The 20,758-nt window shown below is 68.7% G+C and carries 14 protein-coding genes; 2 read left to right on the forward strand and 12 right to left on the reverse strand.

The genetic code is table 11. The annotated features are described in order from the left end of the window. Positions 1 to 8 precede the first annotated feature (8 nt). From ACRWNM_RS03060 to fabD, 8 genes are read right to left on the reverse strand one after another with little or no spacing between them, the layout of a single operon-like run. On the reverse strand, positions 9 to 2,357 hold the full coding sequence (locus tag ACRWNM_RS03060; RefSeq protein WP_431963192.1) for a beta-ketoacyl synthase N-terminal-like domain-containing protein: 2,349 nt from the start codon (positions 2,355 to 2,357) through the stop codon (positions 9 to 11). A 37-nt stretch (positions 2,358 to 2,394) separates the two neighbouring features. Next, the gene (locus ACRWNM_RS03065) at positions 2,395 to 3,669 is read right to left on the reverse strand and encodes a beta-ketoacyl-[acyl-carrier-protein] synthase family protein (RefSeq protein ID WP_431963194.1); all 1,275 of its coding nucleotides are present in this window, start codon (positions 3,667 to 3,669) and stop codon (positions 2,395 to 2,397) included. Next, positions 3,666 to 4,070, reverse strand: coding sequence for a 3-hydroxyacyl-ACP dehydratase FabZ family protein (locus ACRWNM_RS03070; RefSeq protein ID WP_431963196.1), 405 nt, complete (start codon positions 4,068 to 4,070; stop codon positions 3,666 to 3,668). The genes ACRWNM_RS03065 and ACRWNM_RS03070 overlap by 4 nt, the downstream gene beginning before the upstream one ends. Before the next feature lie 14 nt (positions 4,071 to 4,084). Continuing rightward, positions 4,085 to 5,350 (reverse strand): beta-ketoacyl-[acyl-carrier-protein] synthase family protein, encoded by a 1,266-nt coding sequence (locus ACRWNM_RS03075; RefSeq protein WP_431963198.1) that lies wholly within the window; start codon positions 5,348 to 5,350, stop codon positions 4,085 to 4,087. After that, positions 5,347 to 5,799 carry a hypothetical protein gene (locus ACRWNM_RS03080; RefSeq protein WP_431963200.1) on the reverse strand — a complete coding sequence of 151 codons (453 nt, stop codon included), beginning with the start codon at positions 5,797 to 5,799 and terminating at the stop codon, positions 5,347 to 5,349. The genes ACRWNM_RS03075 and ACRWNM_RS03080 overlap by 4 nt, the downstream gene beginning before the upstream one ends. Beyond that, positions 5,784 to 6,602, reverse strand: a complete 819-nt coding sequence (locus ACRWNM_RS03085; RefSeq protein ID WP_431963202.1) for an SDR family NAD(P)-dependent oxidoreductase — start codon at positions 6,600 to 6,602, stop codon at positions 5,784 to 5,786. The genes ACRWNM_RS03080 and ACRWNM_RS03085 overlap by 16 nt, the downstream gene beginning before the upstream one ends. A 36-nt stretch (positions 6,603 to 6,638) precedes the next feature. Beyond that, positions 6,639 to 7,046, reverse strand: a complete 408-nt coding sequence (locus ACRWNM_RS03090) for a phosphopantetheine-binding protein (protein WP_431963204.1) — start codon at positions 7,044 to 7,046, stop codon at positions 6,639 to 6,641. A 31-nt stretch (positions 7,047 to 7,077) separates the two neighbouring features. Next, on the reverse strand, positions 7,078 to 8,019 hold the full coding sequence (gene fabD / locus ACRWNM_RS03095; protein WP_431963206.1) for an ACP S-malonyltransferase: 942 nt from the start codon (positions 8,017 to 8,019) through the stop codon (positions 7,078 to 7,080). On the opposite strand from fabD, the gene ACRWNM_RS03100 reads away from it, so the two are divergent. Further along, positions 8,009 to 9,856 (forward strand): MFS transporter, encoded by a 1,848-nt coding sequence (locus tag ACRWNM_RS03100; protein ID WP_431963208.1) that lies wholly within the window; start codon positions 8,009 to 8,011, stop codon positions 9,854 to 9,856. The genes fabD and ACRWNM_RS03100 overlap by 11 nt on opposite strands. Positions 9,857 to 9,966: 110 nt before the next feature. On the opposite strand, the gene panB is transcribed toward ACRWNM_RS03100, so the two are convergent. Beyond that, a complete protein-coding gene (panB, locus tag ACRWNM_RS03105) occupies positions 9,967 to 10,824 on the reverse strand; it encodes a 3-methyl-2-oxobutanoate hydroxymethyltransferase (protein ID WP_431963210.1) in 858 nt (285 codons plus the stop codon). 325 nt (positions 10,825 to 11,149) lie between these two features. Here panB and ACRWNM_RS03110 point away from each other — a divergent pair, with 325 nt between their 5' ends. Further along, positions 11,150 to 12,016: a caspase family protein gene (locus ACRWNM_RS03110; protein WP_431963212.1), complete on the forward strand. Its 867-nt coding sequence runs from the start codon at positions 11,150 to 11,152 to the stop codon at positions 12,014 to 12,016. A 66-nt stretch (positions 12,017 to 12,082) separates the two neighbouring features. On the opposite strand, the gene ACRWNM_RS03115 is transcribed toward ACRWNM_RS03110, so the two are convergent. From ACRWNM_RS03115 to ACRWNM_RS03125, 3 genes are read right to left on the reverse strand one after another with little or no spacing between them, the layout of a single operon-like run. Further along, positions 12,083 to 15,553: a hypothetical protein gene (locus tag ACRWNM_RS03115; RefSeq protein ID WP_431963214.1), complete on the reverse strand. Its 3,471-nt coding sequence runs from the start codon at positions 15,551 to 15,553 to the stop codon at positions 12,083 to 12,085. Next, the gene (locus ACRWNM_RS03120) at positions 15,550 to 17,637 is read right to left on the reverse strand and encodes a PQQ-binding-like beta-propeller repeat protein (RefSeq protein ID WP_431963216.1); all 2,088 of its coding nucleotides are present in this window, start codon (positions 17,635 to 17,637) and stop codon (positions 15,550 to 15,552) included. The genes ACRWNM_RS03115 and ACRWNM_RS03120 overlap by 4 nt, the downstream gene beginning before the upstream one ends. Then, positions 17,634 to 20,480 carry a hypothetical protein gene (locus tag ACRWNM_RS03125; protein ID WP_431963218.1) on the reverse strand — a complete coding sequence of 949 codons (2,847 nt, stop codon included), beginning with the start codon at positions 20,478 to 20,480 and terminating at the stop codon, positions 17,634 to 17,636. Before ACRWNM_RS03125 ends, ACRWNM_RS03120 begins: the two co-directional genes overlap by 4 nt. Positions 20,481 to 20,758 lie beyond the last annotated feature (278 nt).

A 20,758-nucleotide genomic window follows, 5' to 3' on the forward strand; every position in this document is an offset into this window, starting at 1 on the left:
TGGCTCCGTCAGTTCTGGGGCGGTCGGTTCTGGGGTGGGTGAAGGACGAGGCTGGTGTGCGTGCCACCGAGCGACGAGCTGTTGATCAGGACGGGTCCGGCGGAAGTGTCGTGCCGGAACGACGCGGTCGCCAGGGCCGCGGCCAGCTGAGCGCCCGCGCCGATCGGTTCGCCCAGTACCCGTTTGGGCGCTTCCCTCCGGCAGCGCTCCGGGGGGCCGAGACGGTCGATGGCACGTATTTCCGGCCCGTCGACAACCCGCAGTCCGGCGGCGTTCGTCCAGATCGCCGAGAGCTGCGCGGCATCGATCCGGGCGTCGGCCAAGGCGTTTCGCATCGCGCGCTCGATACCGTGGCCGTAGCGATCCCAACGTCCGATTCCGAGGGCGTCGGAAGTGGTTGCGTGTCCGGCGAACTCGGCCAGGATCGGGGCCCCGCGGGAGGCCGCCGTCGACGCTCGCTCGAGCAGCAGCGTGACGCTGCCCTCCGCGAGCAGGTAGTCCCATCCGGTCCGGCCGCCGAACAGTGGCATGCCCCGGTAGGCGTCGATGACATGTTCGGTCAGTTCGTCGACGGCGGGACAGAGGATGGCGTCCGCCTTACCGGTGCGCAGCAGGTCGAACGCGATGGTCAGGGCGGAGGCGCCTGCGGCGTGCGCCGCCGTCGCGGTGGACGTCGGACCCTTGGCTCCGAGCACCATGGCCACCTGGCCCGCCGCCGCGTTGAAGACGGTGTTGGGGAAGATGGCGGGACTGGACATCGAGGGACCGCCCGCCAACATCGGCAAGAAGAAGTCCTCGATGCTGCGCATCGGGCCGATTCCGGTACCCAGTACGACGCCGGTCCGCTCGTCGGGCTCGAGCCCGGCGTCCTCGAGAGCGATGCGGCAGGTCGCCACCGCGAGCCGGCCGAATCGGTCCATTCGGCGTCGCTCGCGCGGCGTGGTGTACGCATCGAGATCGGCCTCGAGCTGCGCGACGCGCAGCCCGCGCTCCTCGCGTCCGAGCCGGCGCCCAGCCCGAAAGGTCTGCCACAGCTCGTCTGCGCTCGTACCTCCCGGCGCGAGCACACCCAGCCCCGTCACGACGACGGCGTCGGTGTCACCCGCCGCGGGGTCTCCGCACAGCTCGCCGGGCCTGCGGAAGGCGACCGTCGCGTTGGCTCCGCCGAATGCGAAGTTGTTCGACAGCGCGACGCCGATAGCGGCGGGGCGTGCGGTGCCCGGCGCGGCATCCAGGCCGCAGCGCGGATCGACCGCGGTGAACCCGGCGGTGGGCGGCGCGAGCTGCTCGCGCAGCGCCAAGACCGTGACGATGCCCTCGACCGCGCCCGCCGCGCCGAGCAGATGCCCGATCATCGATTTGGTGCTGCTCAGGACGACCTTGTCGGCGGCGTCACCGAACGCCGCGCGGACCGCATTGCATTCGGCCGGATCGTTTTTCGGTGTTCCGGTGCCGTGCCCGTTGATGTAGGCGACATCGGTGGGTACGAGCCCGCCGCTGTCGAGCGCGGCGCGGATGGCACGCGCGGCGCCTTCGCCCTGCGGATGCGGCGCGGTCGGGTGATAGCCGTCGGCGGACATGCCATAACCGAGCACCTCGGCCAGGATGGGCGCACCGGCGGCACGCGCGATCGACTCTTCCGCGAGGACGAGCATTCCGCTGCCTTCGCCGAGGGACAGGCCGTCGCGGTCCCGCGAGTACGGCGCGCACGGCCGCTCGGACAGGGCCTCCACGCTGTCGAACCCGGCGAAGGCCGACTCCGTGAGGGCGTCACTTCCGCCGACGAGCATCGCGTCGGCGCGTCCGGCGCGAATGATCTCCGTGGCATGCGCGATCGCGTGCGCCCCCGACGCGCACGCGGTGTTGACCGACACGACAGGTCCGGCGAGTCCAAAGGCCGCACTCAGGGCCTCGGCCAGGCCGTGCGGCGGTACGAGCAGCAGGTGCCGGTCGCCGCCCGGCGTCGCGGAGCCGTGGCGAGCTCGGCGCAGTGCCTGCTCGCCGCTGAACGTTCCACCGTTGCAGGTTCCGAACGCCACACCCCAGCGGTCCGCGGGGACCGCTATCCCAGCCGCCGCCATGGCCTCCTCGGCGGCGACCAGGGCGAAGTCGAGCGCAGGTTCCGGGTGCTCGATGCCGAGTTCGGTCAGGTAGTCGTAGGTGGGGCGGCGCATGTCCGGCACCTGCCCGCCGATCGACGTGCGGTATCCGGTCAGCGGAAGGCCCTGCACGGGCCGGATGGCAACCCGGCCGTCGCGCACGCCCTCCCACAGGGCCGCGACGCCCGTTCCCTGTGCGGTCACCGCACCAACGGCCGTGATGACAACGCGTCGCGTCGCGGTGGTAACTTCGTTCATTTCGTCTGTCCTCCTGAGGTTTTCAGCCGTCTTCGCGTCAGTCGGCTTTACGCAGCGCGATGGCGACGGCCTGGCCGTGCAGCCCACGCGCGAGAGCGAGCGCGGTCTCGGGTCTCGATTCCCGTGCCGAGCCCGGTATCCAGTCCAAATCGCATCCGGCGGCGGGGGTTTCGAGATTCGGCGTCGCCGGAACTACGCCGGAATTCAGCGCCAAGGCGGCGACAGCGACGTTCAGCGCCCCGGCGCCGCCCACCAAGTGACCGGTCTGTGGTTTGACGCTGCTGATCTGCGCGCGGTATGCGGCGGCGCCGAGCGCGTCATGGAGCGCGCGGGTTTCGCTGATGTCGCCCTTCGGTGTGGCGCATCCGTGGGCGGCGATGTAGTCGGGCGCACCCTGGCCTGACGCGTCCGTGAGAGCGCGGCCGATCGCCCGAGTCAGACCCCTGCCGCGCGGGTGGGGCGCCGCGAGACGTGCGCCGTCGTTCCCGGAACCCATGCCGGTGACCTCGGCGTAGCACCGCGCCCCCCGCCGCAACGCATGCTCGCGTTCCTCGAGGACGAGCACCGCCCCGCCCTCGCCGAGCACCGAACCGCTGTGCTCGCGGTCGAAGGGCCGAAATGCGCGTTCGCGCAGGTCGTTCCGTGGGCTCAGCACCCCGAGCCCGTCCATCTTGGACATCGACCACCAGGTGACCGCGTCGTCGTAGCCGCCCGCAACCACCCGGTCGGCTTCACCACGACGTATCGCGCGCATCCCGCGGCCGATGCCGGTGATCCCGGACTCCGCCGTGCCCGCGAAGAATGCGTTGGGCCCGCGCATGCCGAACTTCTGCGAGATGTGAAAGACCGCGGCCGGTTGGAGCGCTTCGACATACACGAGCGGTGAGACGAATTCCGATACGCCCTCGCCGATGCGGCGCAGCGATACGTTGCCCTCCGTGTCGCGCAACCCGGCAATCTGGGTGAGCGGCTCCAGCCGCGCCATTTCCTTGTTTCCGCCCAGGAACAGGCCCGTGCGGTAGCCGAGTTCCGCGTCGTCGAGACCGGCGTCCTCGAGTGCGAGTGTCGCGGCGGCGATGGCGAATTGGTCGCCGCGGTTGGCCATGCGCAGCGATCGGCGCGAGACGAAACGGGCCGGGTCGAAGCCGATGATCTCGGCGCCGATCCTGGTCCGCAGCGGCGCGGGGTCGTAGCCGCGCAGCGGACCGATCGCCGTCCGTCCGTCGACGATCGCCTCCCACGTCCTGGCCCAGCCCTCGCCCAGCGCCGTGATCAACCCGATTCCGGTCACTACTACGCGGCGCTCGTTCACCGGTTCACCTCCAGTTCGCACCGGTCCATCTCCAGCGAGCGCGCCGCGGCGACCAGTCGCCCGTCGACCCGGGATTCCGCCTTCCATCGACTCGTGTCCCCCGTATGGGCGAGCAGGTCGACGGTGATGGTGACCTGGTCGCCGGGCACCACGAACTGCCGGAATCGCAGACCGCGGACCGAGCGCAGCCGCCACGAGCCGCCCGCGGTCACCGCCGCGAGCGCGGCCATGCTCTCGAGCATCAGCACGCCCGGCAGGATCGGATAGCGCGGAAAGTGTGTGCTGAACAGCGGCAGGGTCGCGGGGACGTTGCACAGCGCGACGCCGCGCCTTCCCGGCTGTAGTTCGAGGATGCGGTCGAGGTCGGCACTGAGATCCGACTCGGCGAATGTGGTGGTCATTGCTGCTCCTTTGGTCATCGGCCTCGGCTCGGCGCGCCGACGACGAGACTGGTGTTGGTTCCGCCGAAGGCGAAGGCGTTGACGAGAGCCGCGGCGACTTCGGTGTGCCTGGCTCGATGCGGGACGTAGTCGAGGTCGAGGCCGCGGTCGGGCCGGTCGAGGTTGACCGTCGGCGGTATCAGCGAATCGCGCATGGCGCCGATCGCGACGAGGACGTTGAGCGCCGCGGCCGCTCCGGTCAGATGGCCCGCCATGGACTTGGGCGAGCTGACCACGAGACGGTAGGCGTCATCGCCGAAGACCGTCTTGATCGCGGTGGTTTCCGACGCGTCGTTGCTCGCGGTTCCCGTGCCGTGGGCGACGATGTAGTCGATTCCGGCGATGCCGAGGCCGGACTCGGCGATCGCCGCCTCCATCGCCTGGATGGCGCCCGACCCGTCCGGCGGGGAATCGGTGATTCGCCACGCGTTCATCGTCGAGCCGTAACCGAGGACTTCGGCGTGTATCCGGGCGCCCCGGGCGCGCGCCGACTCCAACTCCTCCAGGACGAAGACGACCGCGCCCTCGCCGATGACGAAACCGGAGCGGTCCGCGTCGAACGGACGCGAGGCCGACCGGGGATCGTCGTTGTGCCGGTCGGTCATGGCCCCCAGCAGGCTGAAGCCGAGGATGTCGATCCAGCTGGTGAGCGAGTCGTAGCCGCCCGCGACCATCAACTCCGCGTCACCCTCTTGAATAAGGCGGAAGGCCTCGCCGATGGCGTGTCCCGAGCCGGCGCAGGCGGTGCTGATGCCGACCATCGGCCCCGTCGCGCCCGCCATTCGCGCCATGGCATCGAGCGGGGTGTTCTGATCGCTGGCGTAGACCGATTTCGGCGGTTGCACCAGGAACGCGTCCGGCTTGGTTTCCCGCAGGCGCCCGATGTCGATCAAGTACTGCAGATCGGGACGTCCCATGGTGGCGCCCATCGCGACACCCATCCGGTCCGAGTCGTAGGTGTCGCGGTCGGCACGGGCGTCGAGCAGGGCCTCGGCCACTGCCGCGAGACCGAAAGTCCCCGCGCGGGAATAGATCCGGTGGTCGACATCCCCGGGTAACGCGGCCTTCGGGTCGAAGTCGTCCGGAACCTGGCCTGCGATGCGGACCGGGAAGCCGTCGGTGTCGAAGGTCGTCAGCGGGCCGATTCCGCTGACGCCCGCCGCCAGATTTCGCCAGGTGGTTGCGGCGTCCGTGCCGAGCGGCGTCACCGCACCGACGCCGGTGATCACGACGCGCCTCATCCGATCGGACCTTCCCCCAGCAGCTGCCGCGCCATGCGCCCGGTGTCGGCCGGGTCGTCGAGGCGTTCGGCATCGATCAACGCGCACATGATGTTTCGTGCGTCGAGGACAGGCCGACCGGCCACCTCCACGCGGCCGTCGACGATCGCCGCATTGCCTTGGATGGAGACGACCTCGGCATGCAGCCGCAACGTGTCGCCCGGCGTGATGTCGCGATGCATGGTGACTTCACCGACCGTCAGCAAGGCCGCGCGCAGGCGGTGATCGGAGCTCAGCAGCACCAGCCACGCCCCCGCCTGGCACAGGGATTCCAATGCCATCCCGAACGGCATCGCCGGTCCGTGCTCACCGTGCTGCCAGAAGGACTCGCGCGCGGAGGTCACCTTCCTGGCCGTGATCCGCCGCATCGGCTCCCAGGATTCGATCCTGTCGATCAGGTGAAATCGCATGGCCTGCTCGACTCTCGGAGAAAGGACAGGGCGGTCGCACCGGCGAAGAACGCCACCTGCGCGCCCATCCCGCCGTCGACGTGGACGAGTTCGCCGGTCATATACTCGGCGTCCGGGCCCGCAAGGAATGCCGCGACGGAGGCGAGTTGTTCGGCCGTTCCGTACTGGCGCATCGGAATCTGTACCGCCGCCTTGCCGTTGTCGTGCGCCAGGAGGCCGCTGATCAGGTCGGTCGGGACAACCCCGCCGAGTACGGCATTGACACGGACGCCGAAGCGCGCCAGTTCGGTTGCCGACGCGCGGGTGAAGGAGTTCAACGCACCCTTCGAGGCCGAATACGCCGACAGGCCGGGGCGCGCCGAGACCCCCATGACCGAGGAGATGTTCACGATGGATCCGCTGCGCTGGGCCATGAGATGCGGTGCGGCGGCGCGCGTGCAGTTGACGGTACCGCCGAGGTTGACTCGCAACACCTCCCACCAGGCGTCGTCTGCCATCTTCCAGAGCAGGCCGTCGTTGGTGATTCCCGCGTTGTTGACCAGCACGTCCAGGCCGCCGAACGTGTTCATGGTGCCGGCGACCAGATCCTCCGCCGCCGCGGGATCGGAGACGTCCGCGCGGAGGGCGACGGCGCACCCGCCGAGCTCCTCGATCTCACGCACGACCTCCATGGCCTCCGCTTCGCGCGTGCGGTAGTTGACGGCCACTGCCGCGCCACGCCGCGCCAGGGTGGAGGCGATTGCTCGCCCGATCCCGCGGGAAGCGCCGGTGACCAGCGCGACCTTTCCTTCGAAGGGCTGCATCTGTTCTCCTTGCTCTCTCTGGGTGATCGACCGCCGTCAGGCGGCCGCCGCTCGGGCGCGGTCGAGGACCAGATCCACGAGGTTCTGGACCGTGAACAGCCCGACCACCTGATCGGCGGTGAGCGGGCCCGACAGTTGAGTGCGGTCGAATTGGGGTAGCGCCCGTTCCAATTGCGCGAGCCCGGCTTCGGTGACGACCTCGTCCTCGTCGAACAGGTCGGCGCCTTCGGGGCCTCGCATCAGCGCCTCGATATCCGATACGGCGACCTTGATTCCCGACTCGCGCTGGATGCGGAACAAGATGTCGAGCATGTCGATCGATTCCGCGCCGAGATCCCCGATCAGGCTCGCCTCTGGGACTACCTCCGCCTCGTCGACGCCCAGTGCATCCGCGACGGCGAACTGGACGATCGGGAGCAGGTCCTGGTGGGTGTGCTGTGTCATGTGAATTTCCTTTCTTTGGAGGGTTTTTGGATCAGCAAGCTTGCAAAAGAGCTGCCACTCGGCGTTTGTCGTTGGTGCTGCGCACCGAGGCGCCGCTGATCATTCGATTGGCAAAACCGCTGAGGACCCGTCCCGGCCCGATCTCGACGTAGTCGGTGATGCCGTGTCGCTGTGCGGCGGTGAGCACATCGACCCACCGCACCGGTCCGGCCAGCTGGCATCGCAACAGCCACTTGGCCTGGTCCGCGGTGGTCACCGGCGCACCGGTGACCGAGCTGAGAACCGGAAGCCGCGGGTGCGCGAAGTGATACCGGTCCAGCTCGGCCGCGAACTCGTCTTCGATCTCGTCCATCAGCGAGCAGTGGAACGGCGCGCTCACGTCGAGCAGGAGAACCCGTTCCGCGCCGTACCGGAGGGCGATCCGCGCTGCCTGGGCCACGGCGTCGCGGGTACCGGAGATGACCGTCTGCCCGGGCTCGTTGTGGTTGGCGACCTCGGCGACTCCGTCGGCGCGGAGGCCGGCGCAGATCACTTCGATCACTTCCACTGCCAACCCGAAGATCGCCATCATCGCTCCGGGGACCTGGTCGGACACCCGTGCCATCAGCTCACCGCGGCGGCGGACCAGGCGGAATGCGTCCCGCGGCGTCAGCGCCTGAGCCGCGACCAGCGCGGTGTATTCACCGAGGCTGTGTCCGGTCACCAGCGAGGGGCGAAAGCCCTTCTCGCTCAGTACTTCGAGAACCGCCAGACTCGTCGCGACGATCGCGGGCTGCGCGATCTCGGTGCAGGCGAGTCCGATGGCCGAACCCGAAACACACCATTCGGTGAGCGAGAATCCGAGCGTCCTGTCGGCGAGGGCGAATACTCGGCCAGCGGTTTCCGGATATTCGGAGAGCAGAAACTCCGCCATACCGACGCGTTGTGAGCCTTGGCCCGGAAACATCGCGAGCGCTTTCGGTGTGCTGTTCAACGCAGTTTCTCCTTCCCGCTTCGCCGTGCTGCGAACAACTTCAAGCTTGTTCTGCGGAAGCGTGGGAAACATCGACCGCGGGTACGGTGCGGACCGGCAGTGGGGGTGGCTCTCTTCCCCCCGAGGGGTGAGGCCGCGGCCCGGTCCCCTCCACAACACTCGATATGTCGTATTCCGCTGGACGATCCAAGGGGTTGATGTTGTGTCCGACCGCTTTCGAACGAACTCGAGCACCGCTCTATCGACACATGCCGGTGTCGAGTACAGATTCGGGCAAGTGTTGCCGCGGCATGCCCGGCTGACGCTGGCAGTCGTGTGCATGAGCATCTTCATGCTCTTGTTGGACGTCACGATCGTGGCGACCGCACTGGCGGAGCTTCAGGTGTCCTTCGATGCCTCGCTCGATGATCTGCAATGGGTGATCGACGGGTACACACTGCCGATCGCGGGGTTACTGCTGATCGCTGCCACGATTGGTGACCGGATCGGCAGGCGCCGACTCTTCCTGATCGGATCGGTTCTCTTCACGGCATCGTCCGCCGGTTGCGCGATGGCGCCGAACATTCTCGCGCTGAACGTGATTCGCGGTGCGCAAGGTGCCGGCGCCGCGGTGTTGTTCGGGGTGGCGCTACCGATCATCGGGGCGACATTCCCGGAAGGGCGGCGCCGGGCGGTGGCGGTCGCCGTCTACGGTGCTGTCGTCGCGGGGGCCGCCGCCATGGGGCCGCTCATCGGGGGCGCTTTGGTCACGAGCGCCGGATGGCGATCGATCTTCCTGGTCAATCTGCCCGTAGGTGTGCTCGCCATCGCGCTGACCTGCCGGTATATGGAGGAGTCGCGTGATCGTGAACCTCGCTCGACCGACTGGGTTGGCGCAGGCGCGATCAGCACCGCACTGTTGGCCGGCGTGTTCGGACTGATCGAAGGAAGCCGGTTCGGCTGGACATCCCCGATGATTCTCTGGTCCGGCGCGCTCTCGCTGGTCGCCCTCGGCGGTTTCGTCTGGTGGGAACGGCGCGTCGCCGAACCGATGCTGGACATGCGACTGCTCGCCAAGCCGGACTTCGCCGCCTTGGCGCTGGTCGGAGTCGCTGTCGGCGGTACCGTTTTCGCCGGTATCAACTACCTGGCGCTCTACTTCGTGAACACGCTGATGTTCAGCCCCTTCGAAGCGGGCGTGCGCGCCCTGCCCCTGACATTGGCGGCATTCGCGGCCGCGCCACCAACCGCGATGTTTCAGCATCGAATTCCGCTCCGATGGTCGCTGCCGATCGCGCTCGCCCTGGTCTCGTTGGGCTTGTTCCTCTGTACGGGCGTCGACGTGAACACCGAATGGACTCACTTCGCACCCGGCTCGGCTGTCGCGGGACTCGGGCTCGGCGCGGCAACGGTCATCGTCTCGCAGCGATCGCTCACGCATGCTCGCGGCGGTCGGTACGGCATGGCGACGGGAACTGTCTTCACCGCCAGGCAAGTCGGCACCGCCATCGGCGTAGCCGGGGCCGGTGCGGTCTTCTCGCATGTCGCGACAGAAAGTGTGGAGTCTTCGCTGTCCGGCCTGCGGACGTCAGGCGTGACAATTCCGGCCGGCCGAACCGCGGAGTTGACCGAGGCGCTGAGTTCCGGAATCGGGCAGAGGGTCGTCGACTATTTACCCGAGCAATTCGAATTCTTCGCGGGCACAATCGGAAAGATCGCCGTGGCGGCTTCGGCTTCCGGTATCGACAAGGTCATGTGGTCCGGTGGCTTCGCCGCCGCACTATTCGCGGCAGCGACCTTCGTCCTGTGCCGATTGCCTGCAACGGAGAGCGCGGCCGAAAAGGAGAGACAGCAGTAGCCTCTTCCGCGGACCCGGTCTCGAGCCTCCGGGCTGGCGAGCGGGGCCGGCGGCTGGTCGAGCAGCGCCGGCAGTGCCTGCGCCACTCGACCGGTCTCATCCGTGCCGGATCAGAAGCTGTGCTCCGGGCCGGGGAAGACACCGCGGCGCACCTCGTCGGCGTACGTCGCTGCCGCCGTGCGCAAGTGGTCGCCGACCTCGGCGAACCGCTTGACGAACTTGGCGGTCTTGCCGCTGGTGTAGCCCGCCATGTCCTGCCAGACCAGCACCTGGGCGTCGCAGTCGGCGCCCGCGCCGATGCCGACGGTCGGGATGGTCAGCTTGCGGGTGACCTGCCCGGCCAGCTCGGCGGGAACCATCTCCATCACCACCGAGAAGGCGCCGGCCTCCTGCACCGCGATGGCGTCGGCGATCAGCTGCTCGGCGCCGTCGCCGCGGCCCTGCACCCGGAAGCCGCCGAGGGTGTTGACACTCTGCGGGGTGAAGCCGATGTGCGCCATCACCGGGATACCGGCCGCGGTGATCACCGCGATCTGCTCGGCGACCCGCTCGCCGCCCTCCAGCTTCACCGCGTGCGCGCCGCCCTCCTTCATGAACCGCGTCGCCGTCGCCAGCGCCTGCTGCGGGGAGGACTCGTAGGTGCCGAACGGCAGGTCGGCCACCACCAGCGCGTGCGGCGCGCCGCGCACCACGCCGCGCACCAGCGGGATCAACTCGTCGACGGTGATCGGCACCGTGGTGTCGTACCCGTACACCACGTTGGCGGCCGAGTCGCCGACCAACAGCACCGGAATGCCCGCCTCTTCGAACAGGCGGGCGGAGGAATAGTCGTAGGCGGTGAGCATCGCCCAGCGCTCACCGTCGGCCTTCATCTGCTGAAGGTGGGGGACCCGCGTCTTGCGCCGTGCCTTCTTGGTCTCGGCCTGCGCCGCGCCGTAGGCAGGGGTTTCCGCATCGGATACGGACATCATCGTCCCTTTCGGAGTTGTCGCCTCGAGGCCCTGGCGGGTCCCCGGGTTGCCTGACGCCTCCAGTGTGCCACCCGTCTCGACGGTCGCTTAAGAGCGCTGGACGGTGCGATTGGTCACAGGTGCGGGCCGGATCGCGACATCCGGACATGCCGCCGCACCTGGGCCCGTCGCGGCGTCCGCCCGACGACCGTCTTCGCGTAGTGCCGGACCGAAGTTCGGGTAGTCGGACACGCTAGCCCGGTTACGCGGACCGCCGGACGATCGGTGCGTGGCGGATCCGGAGACGTCACGTCACGAGTAGCCCCCGAAGGAAGGCAGTGCAGTGACCGGATACTCCTTGCATATCGGATTGAATCAGGTCGATCCCGCCGAGTACGACGGCTGGGACGGCGCCCTCGCGGGCTGTGTGAACGATGCCAACTCCATGGCCGCGATCGCCGCGGCGGAGGGATTCGCGACGACGAAGAAACTGCTCGACAGCGACGCGACCTCGTACGCGATCATCGGGGAGATCGGCAGCCTGGCCAACGCCGCGCGGCCGGGTGATCTGGTTCTCATCACCTATTCGGGGCATGGGAGCCAGGTGTGGGATGTCGACAGCGAAGAGGACGACGACAGGGACGAGACCTGGGTGGCTTACGACCGCCAGATAGTCGACGACGAGCTCTATCGGATGTGGGCGCAATTCGCTCCCGGCGTCCGGATCGTCGTGTGCTCCGACAGCTGTCACAGCGGCACGGTGGTGCGCGAGATGCTGAGCCGCGGCACTCGCGATGCCATCGTTGAGAGAGCCGCCGCCCTGCACAGTTCCGGTGAACACGGCGCCGTGCGGATCGTCCAGGGCGCCGTGAAGGCGATGCCGCGTGAGGTCGAGCTCCAGGACAACAAGCGACGGCGCCAGCTGTACTCGTTCGTGCAGCGTCTGAGCGGGCCGCAGACCCGAGCGAACATCCAGGCGGGCGTGATCCTGCTGTCCGGCTGCCAGGATTCGCAGGAGTCCTACGACGGCGCTGTGAACGGGCAGTTCACCGCGGCGCTGCTCGACATCTGGGCGAACGGATCGTTCGCTGGTGGGTATTCGCAATTCCACCGCAAGATCGCGAACCTCATGCCGCCCGACCAGACTCCGAATCTGTTCACTCTCAATGCGGGCGCCGACTTCACGGCCCAGCGTCCGTTCACGCCGTAGGCGGACCGGGAGGGGCATCGCCTATCCGACGCCCCTCCCCGGCCATTCGGTCTCCAGAGCACTCCGTCAGGCGTGCCATTCGGCGGGCAACACGATCGTGCCGACGAAGACGTTGCGTTGGGTGAGCTCGGGGGGCAGTTGCGGATCGCTTGGGCCGGAGAGGTTTTCGGTCTCCCGCAGCCGCAGGCGCAGGCGTCCCGTAGCCGCGACGGGCAGCGGTAGCGGCGGTATGGATCCGTCTTGGGCCCGCAGGACCGCATGCCCCGGCACGGGCCGCCAGGCAGGCAGCGCCGGTTCCAGGTTCGGGTCGTCGATGACGATGTCGACCTGTTCCGGCACCGCCGTGGCCGGGCAGGTCTCCAGGACGACCTCCAGGCGATTGAGCGGGGTGGGCGCGGTACCTGTCACCGCGATCTGCAGGTGCGATCCGTTTCGGTCGACGGTCACCCGGCGGTCGGGCAGCAGCGGGACACTTTCGGTGACGACCACAGGGGACAGGTGGAGCCCCTCGATGCTGTCGCGCTGATACCGTGCCACGGCCAGCCGGACGAACGGGTTGTAGGACTGACGGTTGCCAGGGACCGCGAGTTCCACATCGGCGAACCAGTGGTCTCCGCTCGGGGTGACCTGATACGGCACGACGGTGACTTGCTCGCCCAGTTCGGGCAGGTCCGCGAGGGCAGGCGGCGACGCCGAACGGAAGAACGACGACGGTGGGAACGGTTCGGTGGCCGGTGTCCCGAATACCGGGTCACGGCCCATGCGGCTGACCACACCACGCAATGCGTCTGCCGGGCCTCCGGCGGGGGCGACGACGACAGCGAGCTGTTCACCCTCGCCCGTCTCGTACCACGGGCGGGCCAGCTCCACCCGCAGGCGCTGCCCCGACCTCGTCAGTTCGATCCGGTTCACGCCGACCTGTTCCTGACGCCACCGGAACGCCGGAACCACGCCGAGCACCGTCGGCGCGGTCGGCCGCGCGGTGGACGGGATGTCGACCGGCGCCTGAGCGCGAGCGACCTCGAACGCGGACTCGGGTTCGCCGGCCTTGAAATACTGGCGGTACCGGCTGATCGCTTCGACCGTGTAGGTGACCGTGCGGTGTTTGGTGTCGCCGAACTCGTGCCGGAACCGCAACTGCGGTGCCGCGCCTGGCGGGATTGTCTGGCCGTGCACCCGAGCTACGGTGACCGGACGGGCACCCGGACCGGCCTGCGGCCCGACATCGGCGAATTCGGTCCACTCGGCCGCGATGTCGATCCGGCCCGTGCTGTCGGCGTCGAGCCCGGCAACCGGACCGGCCGACGCGAAGCTCGGTTCGAGCAGCGCGGTGGTGTCGTGGTGGTTCCGGATCACGGCCTCCGCCGGGAGATTCCACCGTGGTTCGAGCAGTGGACGTTTGACCGCGTGCACGACGAGGACGCGCCGCGGCGGCGTGACCACAGGGTTGCGGCCGCGTTTCGTGCTGTCGGGTGAGATCGCCGGTTCGCCCCCGGCGCCGCCCGCGAGAAAGTCGCTGATCGCCAGGTGGTTCGACAGCTCGCCGTCGAGCGTGGAGGTCAGCTCGATCGTCGCCTGCTTGCCCTTGGCCAGTGTCACTTTCAGTGTGTTGCCCGACCAGACCATCGTGATCGGCTTGACGCCGGGTTCCTCGTCGAGCCGAATCGTCTTCGGCGCGTGGTCCGGCCAGGACGACGACCAGCCGCTGACGTCGCTGATCGAGGTGGCCAGCCCGAGCTCGGTCTTCGCCACGAACGCGTGCACGCCGTCGGCCACCGGATCCGGGAGCCCCGCGCCGCTGCCGTCGGACTGCATGGCGCGCCGAGCGAGCGCGAACGATTCCTCGTCCGTCAGGTCGGGGTTGTCGAGCATGCGGTGTTGTTCGATCAGCGGAAAGGGCACCGTCGGCGGGCGCAGGACGCGCGATTCGGTGGCCGGGTAATCGGGGTCCGCGTCATGGATCTGCGCCACCGTCCTGTTGTGGTCGCTGCGGATCACGAGACGATCGATGGCCGCGCCCACCGCGAAGCTCGCGGTGCCGTGCAGCGTTGGCGGTAGGACGGGGTCGTGGCGCAGGTAACTGACGCTCACACTCGCGACCGTGGGGTCCTGCAATTCTTCGCGCGTCAGCCCGCCGCCTGCCATGTCGGCGATGCGCACGCGCATCTGATAGAGGTCGGCGAACCGCAGGGCAGGCAGGCTGCCCTGCGGTGTCTTGAACTCCCATTCGAAGTGGAAGGGCATGGGCTGGGCGGGATTGCGGACCGGTCCGGGGCTGTCGCCGGCCAAGTTCGGATGAGAGACAGCCAGGCTCCAGCCGTCCCAGCGCAGCACGACCTCGTCGGCGCGGAGCTGTCCGTCTGCGCCCCGCACCGCCGCGAACGGTTTGACATGCCCTTCTTCCTGGCCGCTGACGATCGGGATGTCGTTGACGCTGTAGGCGGCATCGCGTCCGCACACCGAAAGCCACTCCGCGCCCTCGCGGCGGACATCCACCCGGTAGCCGAGGACGAGATCGTCGGCCGAGAACACCGCGTCGCCGATCGAGGCGGCGCCGCGGCGACCCGCCGCGCCGCGCCGCTCGGCGAATTCCGCGCTCCGGCCGGGCCGGATCAAGGCGATGCCCGACGACCGGAACGGCGGCACAGTGGCCTGTTTCGGCGGGTTCAGCGCGAAATCGTGTGCGGCTTGGCGTAATCCGTCGGCCGCGCCGTCGACGTCGAAGGTCGCGATCGCCCAGTGACCCGGATCGTCCGGGGCGGTGGGGTCGGTGAGCGACACGGAGCTCGACAGGTCGAGGACGCCCGCGCGGATCAACGAGGCGGAGCCCGGGTCCGGTGCGGGCCGGAAGACGGTCTCGGTGAGTTCGTACCGCGTCCACGGTGCGGTCACGAGGTTGCGCAGGAAGGGTGGGTCGACACAGCGGACCGACAGCAGCCCGCTGCCCGGTTCCAGGTCGGCGACGTCGATGTCCAGCTCGAACACCAAGCCGAGCTCGAGCAGCACGGCGGGGTGCTCGCGCAGAGTGGCGACCGTGCGGTGGAAGTCGGTGATCACCGGCGGCGGCGGTTCGGCGCCGTCCGAGGCAGGCGGCGCGGTGGCGTCCGCCCACGCGGCGACCTCGGTCTTGATCGCGGCCTGGGTTTCCTCGCGCGTCTTCTCGGCCCCGGTTCGGACGAGTGTCCGCGCGGTGGTCGCGGCATTCCTTCCGACCTGGAATGTCTCCGACATCTCGGGCGCCGGAACCGTCTTCTGCTGCCATTCGTTGGCGAAACCCGCCTCACCGCCGAAGAATTCGGCCCACAGCTCCGATCTCGCCCGCGGTACCAGACGAACGTCGTGTTGCGCGATCCGTTCACCCGCCGGCGTGCGGAGACGCAGCTGGAACTCGGCCACATCGTTGAGAGTCGACGGCCAATCCCCGAGTCCGAGATCGGTGAGGGGGCCCTCCGCCAGCCGCGGAACGACGAGCACGCGCAGCGACGCTCGTTCCCCGTGCCTGCCGTCGGGGACGGCCACCCACAGCAATTCGCTCATTCTTCCCTCATCTCGTAGACGCGGGCGACGTTGTCGGCGCAGGCCGTGGCGAGCACGCTGCGATCGATTCCGGATGCCAAGTGGCTCACGGCTTTCGGATGGATGAGCCGCTCGATTTCGCGACCGGTGCCAGGATCGACGATCGCGACGACCTGATGCTCGGTCGCGATGGCGAGTTGCCCGTCCGCCCCGAACGCGAGGTCGTTGACGACGGCGCGGGTGGCGAGGCGGTGCAGCAGCACCGGTTGTGCGCCGTCGATACGCCAGAGATGACAGTCGTTTCCGGTCCCTGCGGTGGCGAGCAGCGCGGCATCGGGCGACACTTCCGCGGCAGTGACCTTGCCGGGATGTTCGAGCCGGAACCGGCGTTGCCCGGAGACGGCGTCGATGACCAGCGCGCTGCCGTCGTCGCTGGCGGTGACCAGGGTTGTGCCCGCGACCGCAAGGGCGCGGATCTTCCCGTCGTGCTCGAACGGGCTGTGCAGTTCGTCGCCGGTCGAGCCGGAGAGGATGCGGACCTTGCGGTCGAGGCAGGCGGTCGCGAGCCAGGCCGCCGCGGGCCCGAGCACGACATGGCTGACGCCCTGAGGATGCTGATGCGACCACAACGCCGTCTGATCGTCGGGGTTGGCGCCCGGTGTCCGGTCGAACAGTCGAGCGGTGCGGTCGGCACTCGCGGTCGCCACCCGCTTGCTGTCGTCGCTGAAGGCCACGGCGTTGACCGGTGCATTGTGTTTTCCGGTCCACCGGTCGCCGGTCAGCGTGTCGAAGTGCCTGCAGCGGCCGTCGCTGCTCGCGGTGACGACGCTGTGCCCGTCCGGACTGACCGCGACGTCGCCGATGGTTCCGGGATGGTCGCGCTCCAGCATCGCCTCGCCGGTCGCCGCCCGGAAGACGATGAGGTTGTTGTCTGCCGCCGCGGCGACGATCCCCGCCGCCGCGGCGCTCGTCGCCACCGCGGAGACAGGCGCTCGACAGTCGTGTCGTGAGCGTGCCGGGAGGCCGAGTTCGTAGACGAGCAGGGAGGTTTCGCCGACAGCGGCGAGGCGGGCGCCGTCGGCGCTCAGTGCCAGGTCGACGCACTCCAGACCGGGATCGGACCAGAGGGTCGCACCCGTTCGAGTATCGACGACGCTGATGCCTGCGCCCGACATATCGGGCGGCGCAGGTGGAACCGGGATGTTGAGGACCAGCTGCTTGTCGTTCGCGCGGAATGCGGCCGCGATGTTGATGGCGGGCCTGGTTTTCGGGAACCGATGCAGGACGCTGCCGTCGATCACGGAGATCAGGACCAGCTCCTGCTGACTCAGCTGCAGAATCATGCCATGGCCGGGACTGAAGGAGATCGCGCCGATCCATTGGTCGGCGCTGAAGAGCTCCGGCGCGTCGACGACCGACCGAACGACGGCGGAGCCGTCGGGGCCGGGTTCGAGCTGGAAGACGAAGATCGTCGCCTCGGGAGCGGTGGCGAAGAGGACGGCATCGTCGTCGTCGGTGAAGACCGCGGCGGACGCAACGTTCTCGTGATCACCCTCCGTCCACCGCAGCGTGCCCGTCGATGCCTCGACGAGCGAGGGACATCCTGTGCACATCAGCCGTGAATCGGCGGTGAACCCGGGAACGGCCATCGAAGAGCCCTGTTTGTGCAGCAGAGTGCCGCTGTCTGCCGCGAGCACGAAACTGTGTGGTGCTTCACCAGGTTCGGACACGCCGTCGACGCCGAGCAGCGTCGCATCCGGGCTGAACGCGAGGAACCCGGCTCCTGGGACCTCCCAGAGTTTCTCGCCGTTCGAGACCCGTAACAGCTGTATTCGCATGCCGTTGTTCTGGTCGAGCACGCTCACCGCGAGCCGCTGCGCGTCCGGTGTGAACGTCAGGTCGAGGCAGTTTTTCAGATCCGCTGTGGTCCAGACGATCTCGCCGGAGTTGCCATCGACGATGCTGAGGCCGCCCTCGTTCGCGCCGAAGAGTCGCCACCCTGCGCCGACGGCGAGCCAACGACCGTCAGGGCTGAAGGCGACTCGTTCCGCAAGGTGCGGCAGGTCGACGTGCAGTGGGATGTGGAAGTACTCGGATTCGTTCATCGCTCGTGACTTTCGGTCGTGACGGCAGCGAGCGGCGGCTGCTCGCGCCGCACGCCCGCGAAGGCGGATCGGTATTCGCGCCATTGCGCGAGGGCGGTGTCGGTGTCGCGAGCCATGAGGCGGCGACCAGGCGCTCCGGCGAGCACCCACTCGCCGCTGTCGAGTTCCACGCTGTCGGACCAGAGCGTCAGATCGATCTCGATCACCAGTGTCGCCCGTCCGACCAGCGCGTTGCGTTCGGACTGATAACTCAGCGAAAGGCACAGCTCGATCGACACGCTGATCAGACCGAGCACGTCGACACAGCCGCCGATGCGCAGGTATCCCGTCAGTGCCACGGCGCCGCTGGGCTCCAGCGTGTATCGCACGCCGCCCAGCGCGTGCACCTCGCCCGACGCGACGACGAAGTCGACGGCCACGAAGGCGCCGAATTCGAGCGACGCCTCGAGGCGTTTCAATCCGTCCCGGTCGAGTTGGATCTCGAGATAGCCACCGCCGCCGAACATCAGCACGCTGAGCTGGAAGGGATTGGCGCGGCTCGCGAAACCGAGCGCGACGCCGACCGGGTCACCGTTGAAGGGGATGTCGATGCCCGCGGTGAGAGCGATGTTGCGCATGACGAACGCGCCCGCGGCCACCGGCGGCAGCGGTAGCGAGTACCGCACCGCGACACCACGCGGGGACACGTCGAGCAGTTTGCCCGCCGAGCCGAGGTCGATCACGTCGCGCAACTTGTCCAGCAACTTCAGCTCGCCGAGGAACTCGGCGTCGACGCCGTCGACGGCGACGTCGGGCGCACCGCCGTCGCGCTGCGCGAAGGTCAGAGTCGCAAACGTCAGGCGCAGCACACGTTTCGGTCCCGGCGGCAACTCGAGCGTGAAATCTTTGACACTGCATACGGTTTCGTTGCGCTCGGCGCTCGCCGTGACGGAAAGGTCGAGTCGCGTGCTCGGTCGGGCGACGAAGGAACCCGCCGAGCGCAGCGTGATACCGCGCCACTGCATCCGGACCTCCGGCGGCGAACCCGCCTTCGGGATCGCGGTGATCTCCGGCGGTACCCGTAACTGGGTCAACAGCGATTTCAAGGGGAACCCGAGCAGCGCGGCCTGGTCGGAGGGAAACAGCGCCGCCGGATCGATCAAGCCGGTCGCCGGATGCGGCATGGCCTGGAGGTTGACCGGTCCCAACGTCCGCGAGATCGCGTTGGTGACGTACTTGGGGGCGACCAGCCCGCCCGACCTGTCGGCGCTCTTGGCGAAATCGATCTCCCTGCCCTGGTCCGGCAACATCTCCAGCAGGACGTCCTCGGATCCGTTGCGCAGGTACTTCTCCGTGAATCGCACCGACGAGAGCTGTGCGTCACCGCGCAGTACCCGCAGCGCGGGCAGCGCGATCTCCAACTGGGTGAGCGCCGGTCGGTATCCGCCGGTGAGATCGGCCTGCTGCGCGATGCCCGCGATGGTCACGCCGTGTACCTCGTGGACATCGCCGGGTCCGCGGGCGCGGGCGCCGACCAGGTCGACCGGTGTGGGCGCGAACCGGACCTGCGCGGTGCCATAGTCGGCGGCAAGCCGCTGAGCGAGTCCGGGATCGGTGAGCGAGGTCGACGTCGGGTTCATCGCGATCCGTGCCACGAAAAGCAGCGGCATGGTGAAGGTCGCGTTCGCGCCGCCGGTGGCGCACCGGATCGGAAACAAGACGGGTGCACCGGCGCTGGTCGTCGGACGGAAATGCGTGGCCTGCGTGCCGATTCCGGGCAGTGCGGTCATGCGCCACGCCGCGCCGGGAACGGTTGAATGGGGAGAGGCGATATCGGTGAAGGTCGTCTGGGTGATCTCGACCTCGCCGAGCGGGAATCGGCGGCGCATCGCCTCGGCGGCGGGCTCGCGCCGTATCGGCTCGACGATGGTGAGGATGCCGATTCGCCGGAGCACCGCGGCGCCGCCTGCCGTGGGGTGCGCGTCGAACTCGCGCGTCACCACCTCCAGGTATTCGGCCTCGTGGCCCAGCGGATACACGACACCTTCGAATCGGGCGCGAACCTTCATGTCGCGGCCGAGCGCCGTCTGCTGCTCCCATTCGAAGCCGGGCCACGCGCCGGCCGCGTACAGCGTCCCGCCGAGGGAACTGAGCTCGAGGCGAGTGGCGGTCGCCGGCCGGCTGTTCGTCTCCAAGGCGAGCCGGGTGCGCGCCGATCGAGGTAGCGCGAGCGTGTTGTTCGGCGCTTGCGGACCGAAGGCGGGATCCGCCGTATCGGCGAGCGCGGGATCGGCGACCCGCAGTGCGAGCCGCGCATCCGGCGCCGCACTCGTCGGCGACAGCGTGGCGTCGACCAGCCGGGTGCGCCACAGTCCGCTGACCTCTCCGTCCGAGACGGGCGCGCTCGGATGGCGGCACACCACAGCGCTGCCCGGCGTGTGTGTCGCGGGCGCGAGCAGTACCCGCCACGGCAACTCGATCGCGGTGTCGTTCGCCCCGGGGACACCGGAGGACACCACCAGCGGAACATTGCCGACGGCATCCAGAATGCCGCTCGCCGTCAAGGCGATCCGTCTGCCCTGGGGGACCTCGATCACGATACGGCTGGATCCGGAAAGGACCGCGCGCCAGCCGGGGACCGTCGTCCCCGCGGTTCCGGCCGGAAGCGACAGCGGCGCCGCCGAGGCAGGCGGCGAGCACTCCTCGCCCACGTGCTGCGGCGGAAACAACAGGCTCAGCCGCGCCTGGTTGCCTGCCGTCAGGACAGGTACGCCTGCCGGGCCCGCGCCGTCCGTCGTGAATCCAGACCAGCGGACACCGATCAGTAGATGGTCCGCGGGGCGAATCAGCAGTACCGACCCCATGGCGACGAACTCCCTTCGCCGCGCCTTGCCGACAGTGGCGCACGGCACCGGATTTCGATTACAAGCCTTGCCATTCTCTCGGCGAACGCAGCCGTGGGGACGCGTAGTGGACTACTCGAATCGAGGCGGCGGCGTCTCGAACGCCTGTGGGTTGCTCGATGTCGGCCACCCTGCTCATGGCTCCCTGGCCCGAAGTCGCGGCGTCGGATGCGCCGGTGAACGGGATTGCGGGCCCGCCTGTGCGGCATGGTCGCGGGGGCCGCGGGCACTCCCTGGCA

The sequence above is a fragment of the Nocardia sp. bgisy134 genome (assembly GCF_965341865.1).
Classification (GTDB): domain Bacteria; phylum Actinomycetota; class Actinomycetes; order Mycobacteriales; family Mycobacteriaceae; genus Nocardia.

Excerpts from the sequence above, each read along its gene's own strand:
- ACRWNM_RS03115 (WP_431963214.1), bottom strand. The coding sequence starts at position 15,553 with ATGAGCGAATTGCTGTGGGTGGCCGTCCCCGACGGCAGGCACGGGGAA.
- ACRWNM_RS03080 (WP_431963200.1), bottom strand. The coding sequence starts at position 5,799 with ATGCGATTTCACCTGATCGACAGGATCGAATCCTGGGAGCCGATGCGG.
- ACRWNM_RS03085 (WP_431963202.1), bottom strand. The coding sequence starts at position 6,602 with ATGCAGCCCTTCGAAGGAAAGGTCGCGCTGGTCACCGGCGCTTCCCGC.
- ACRWNM_RS03075 (WP_431963198.1), bottom strand. The coding sequence starts at position 5,350 with ATGAGGCGCGTCGTGATCACCGGCGTCGGTGCGGTGACGCCGCTCGGC.
- ACRWNM_RS03120 (WP_431963216.1), bottom strand. The coding sequence starts at position 17,637 with ATGAACGAATCCGAGTACTTCCACATCCCACTGCACGTCGACCTGCCG.
- panB (WP_431963210.1), bottom strand. The coding sequence starts at position 10,824 with ATGTCCGTATCCGATGCGGAAACCCCTGCCTACGGCGCGGCGCAGGCC.
- ACRWNM_RS03090 (WP_431963204.1), bottom strand. The coding sequence starts at position 7,046 with ATGACACAGCACACCCACCAGGACCTGCTCCCGATCGTCCAGTTCGCC.
- ACRWNM_RS03060 (WP_431963192.1), bottom strand. The coding sequence starts at position 2,357 with ATGAACGAAGTTACCACCGCGACGCGACGCGTTGTCATCACGGCCGTT.
- ACRWNM_RS03125 (WP_431963218.1), bottom strand. The coding sequence starts at position 20,480 with ATGGGGTCGGTACTGCTGATTCGCCCCGCGGACCATCTACTGATCGGT.
- ACRWNM_RS03070 (WP_431963196.1), bottom strand. The coding sequence starts at position 4,070 with ATGACCACCACATTCGCCGAGTCGGATCTCAGTGCCGACCTCGACCGC.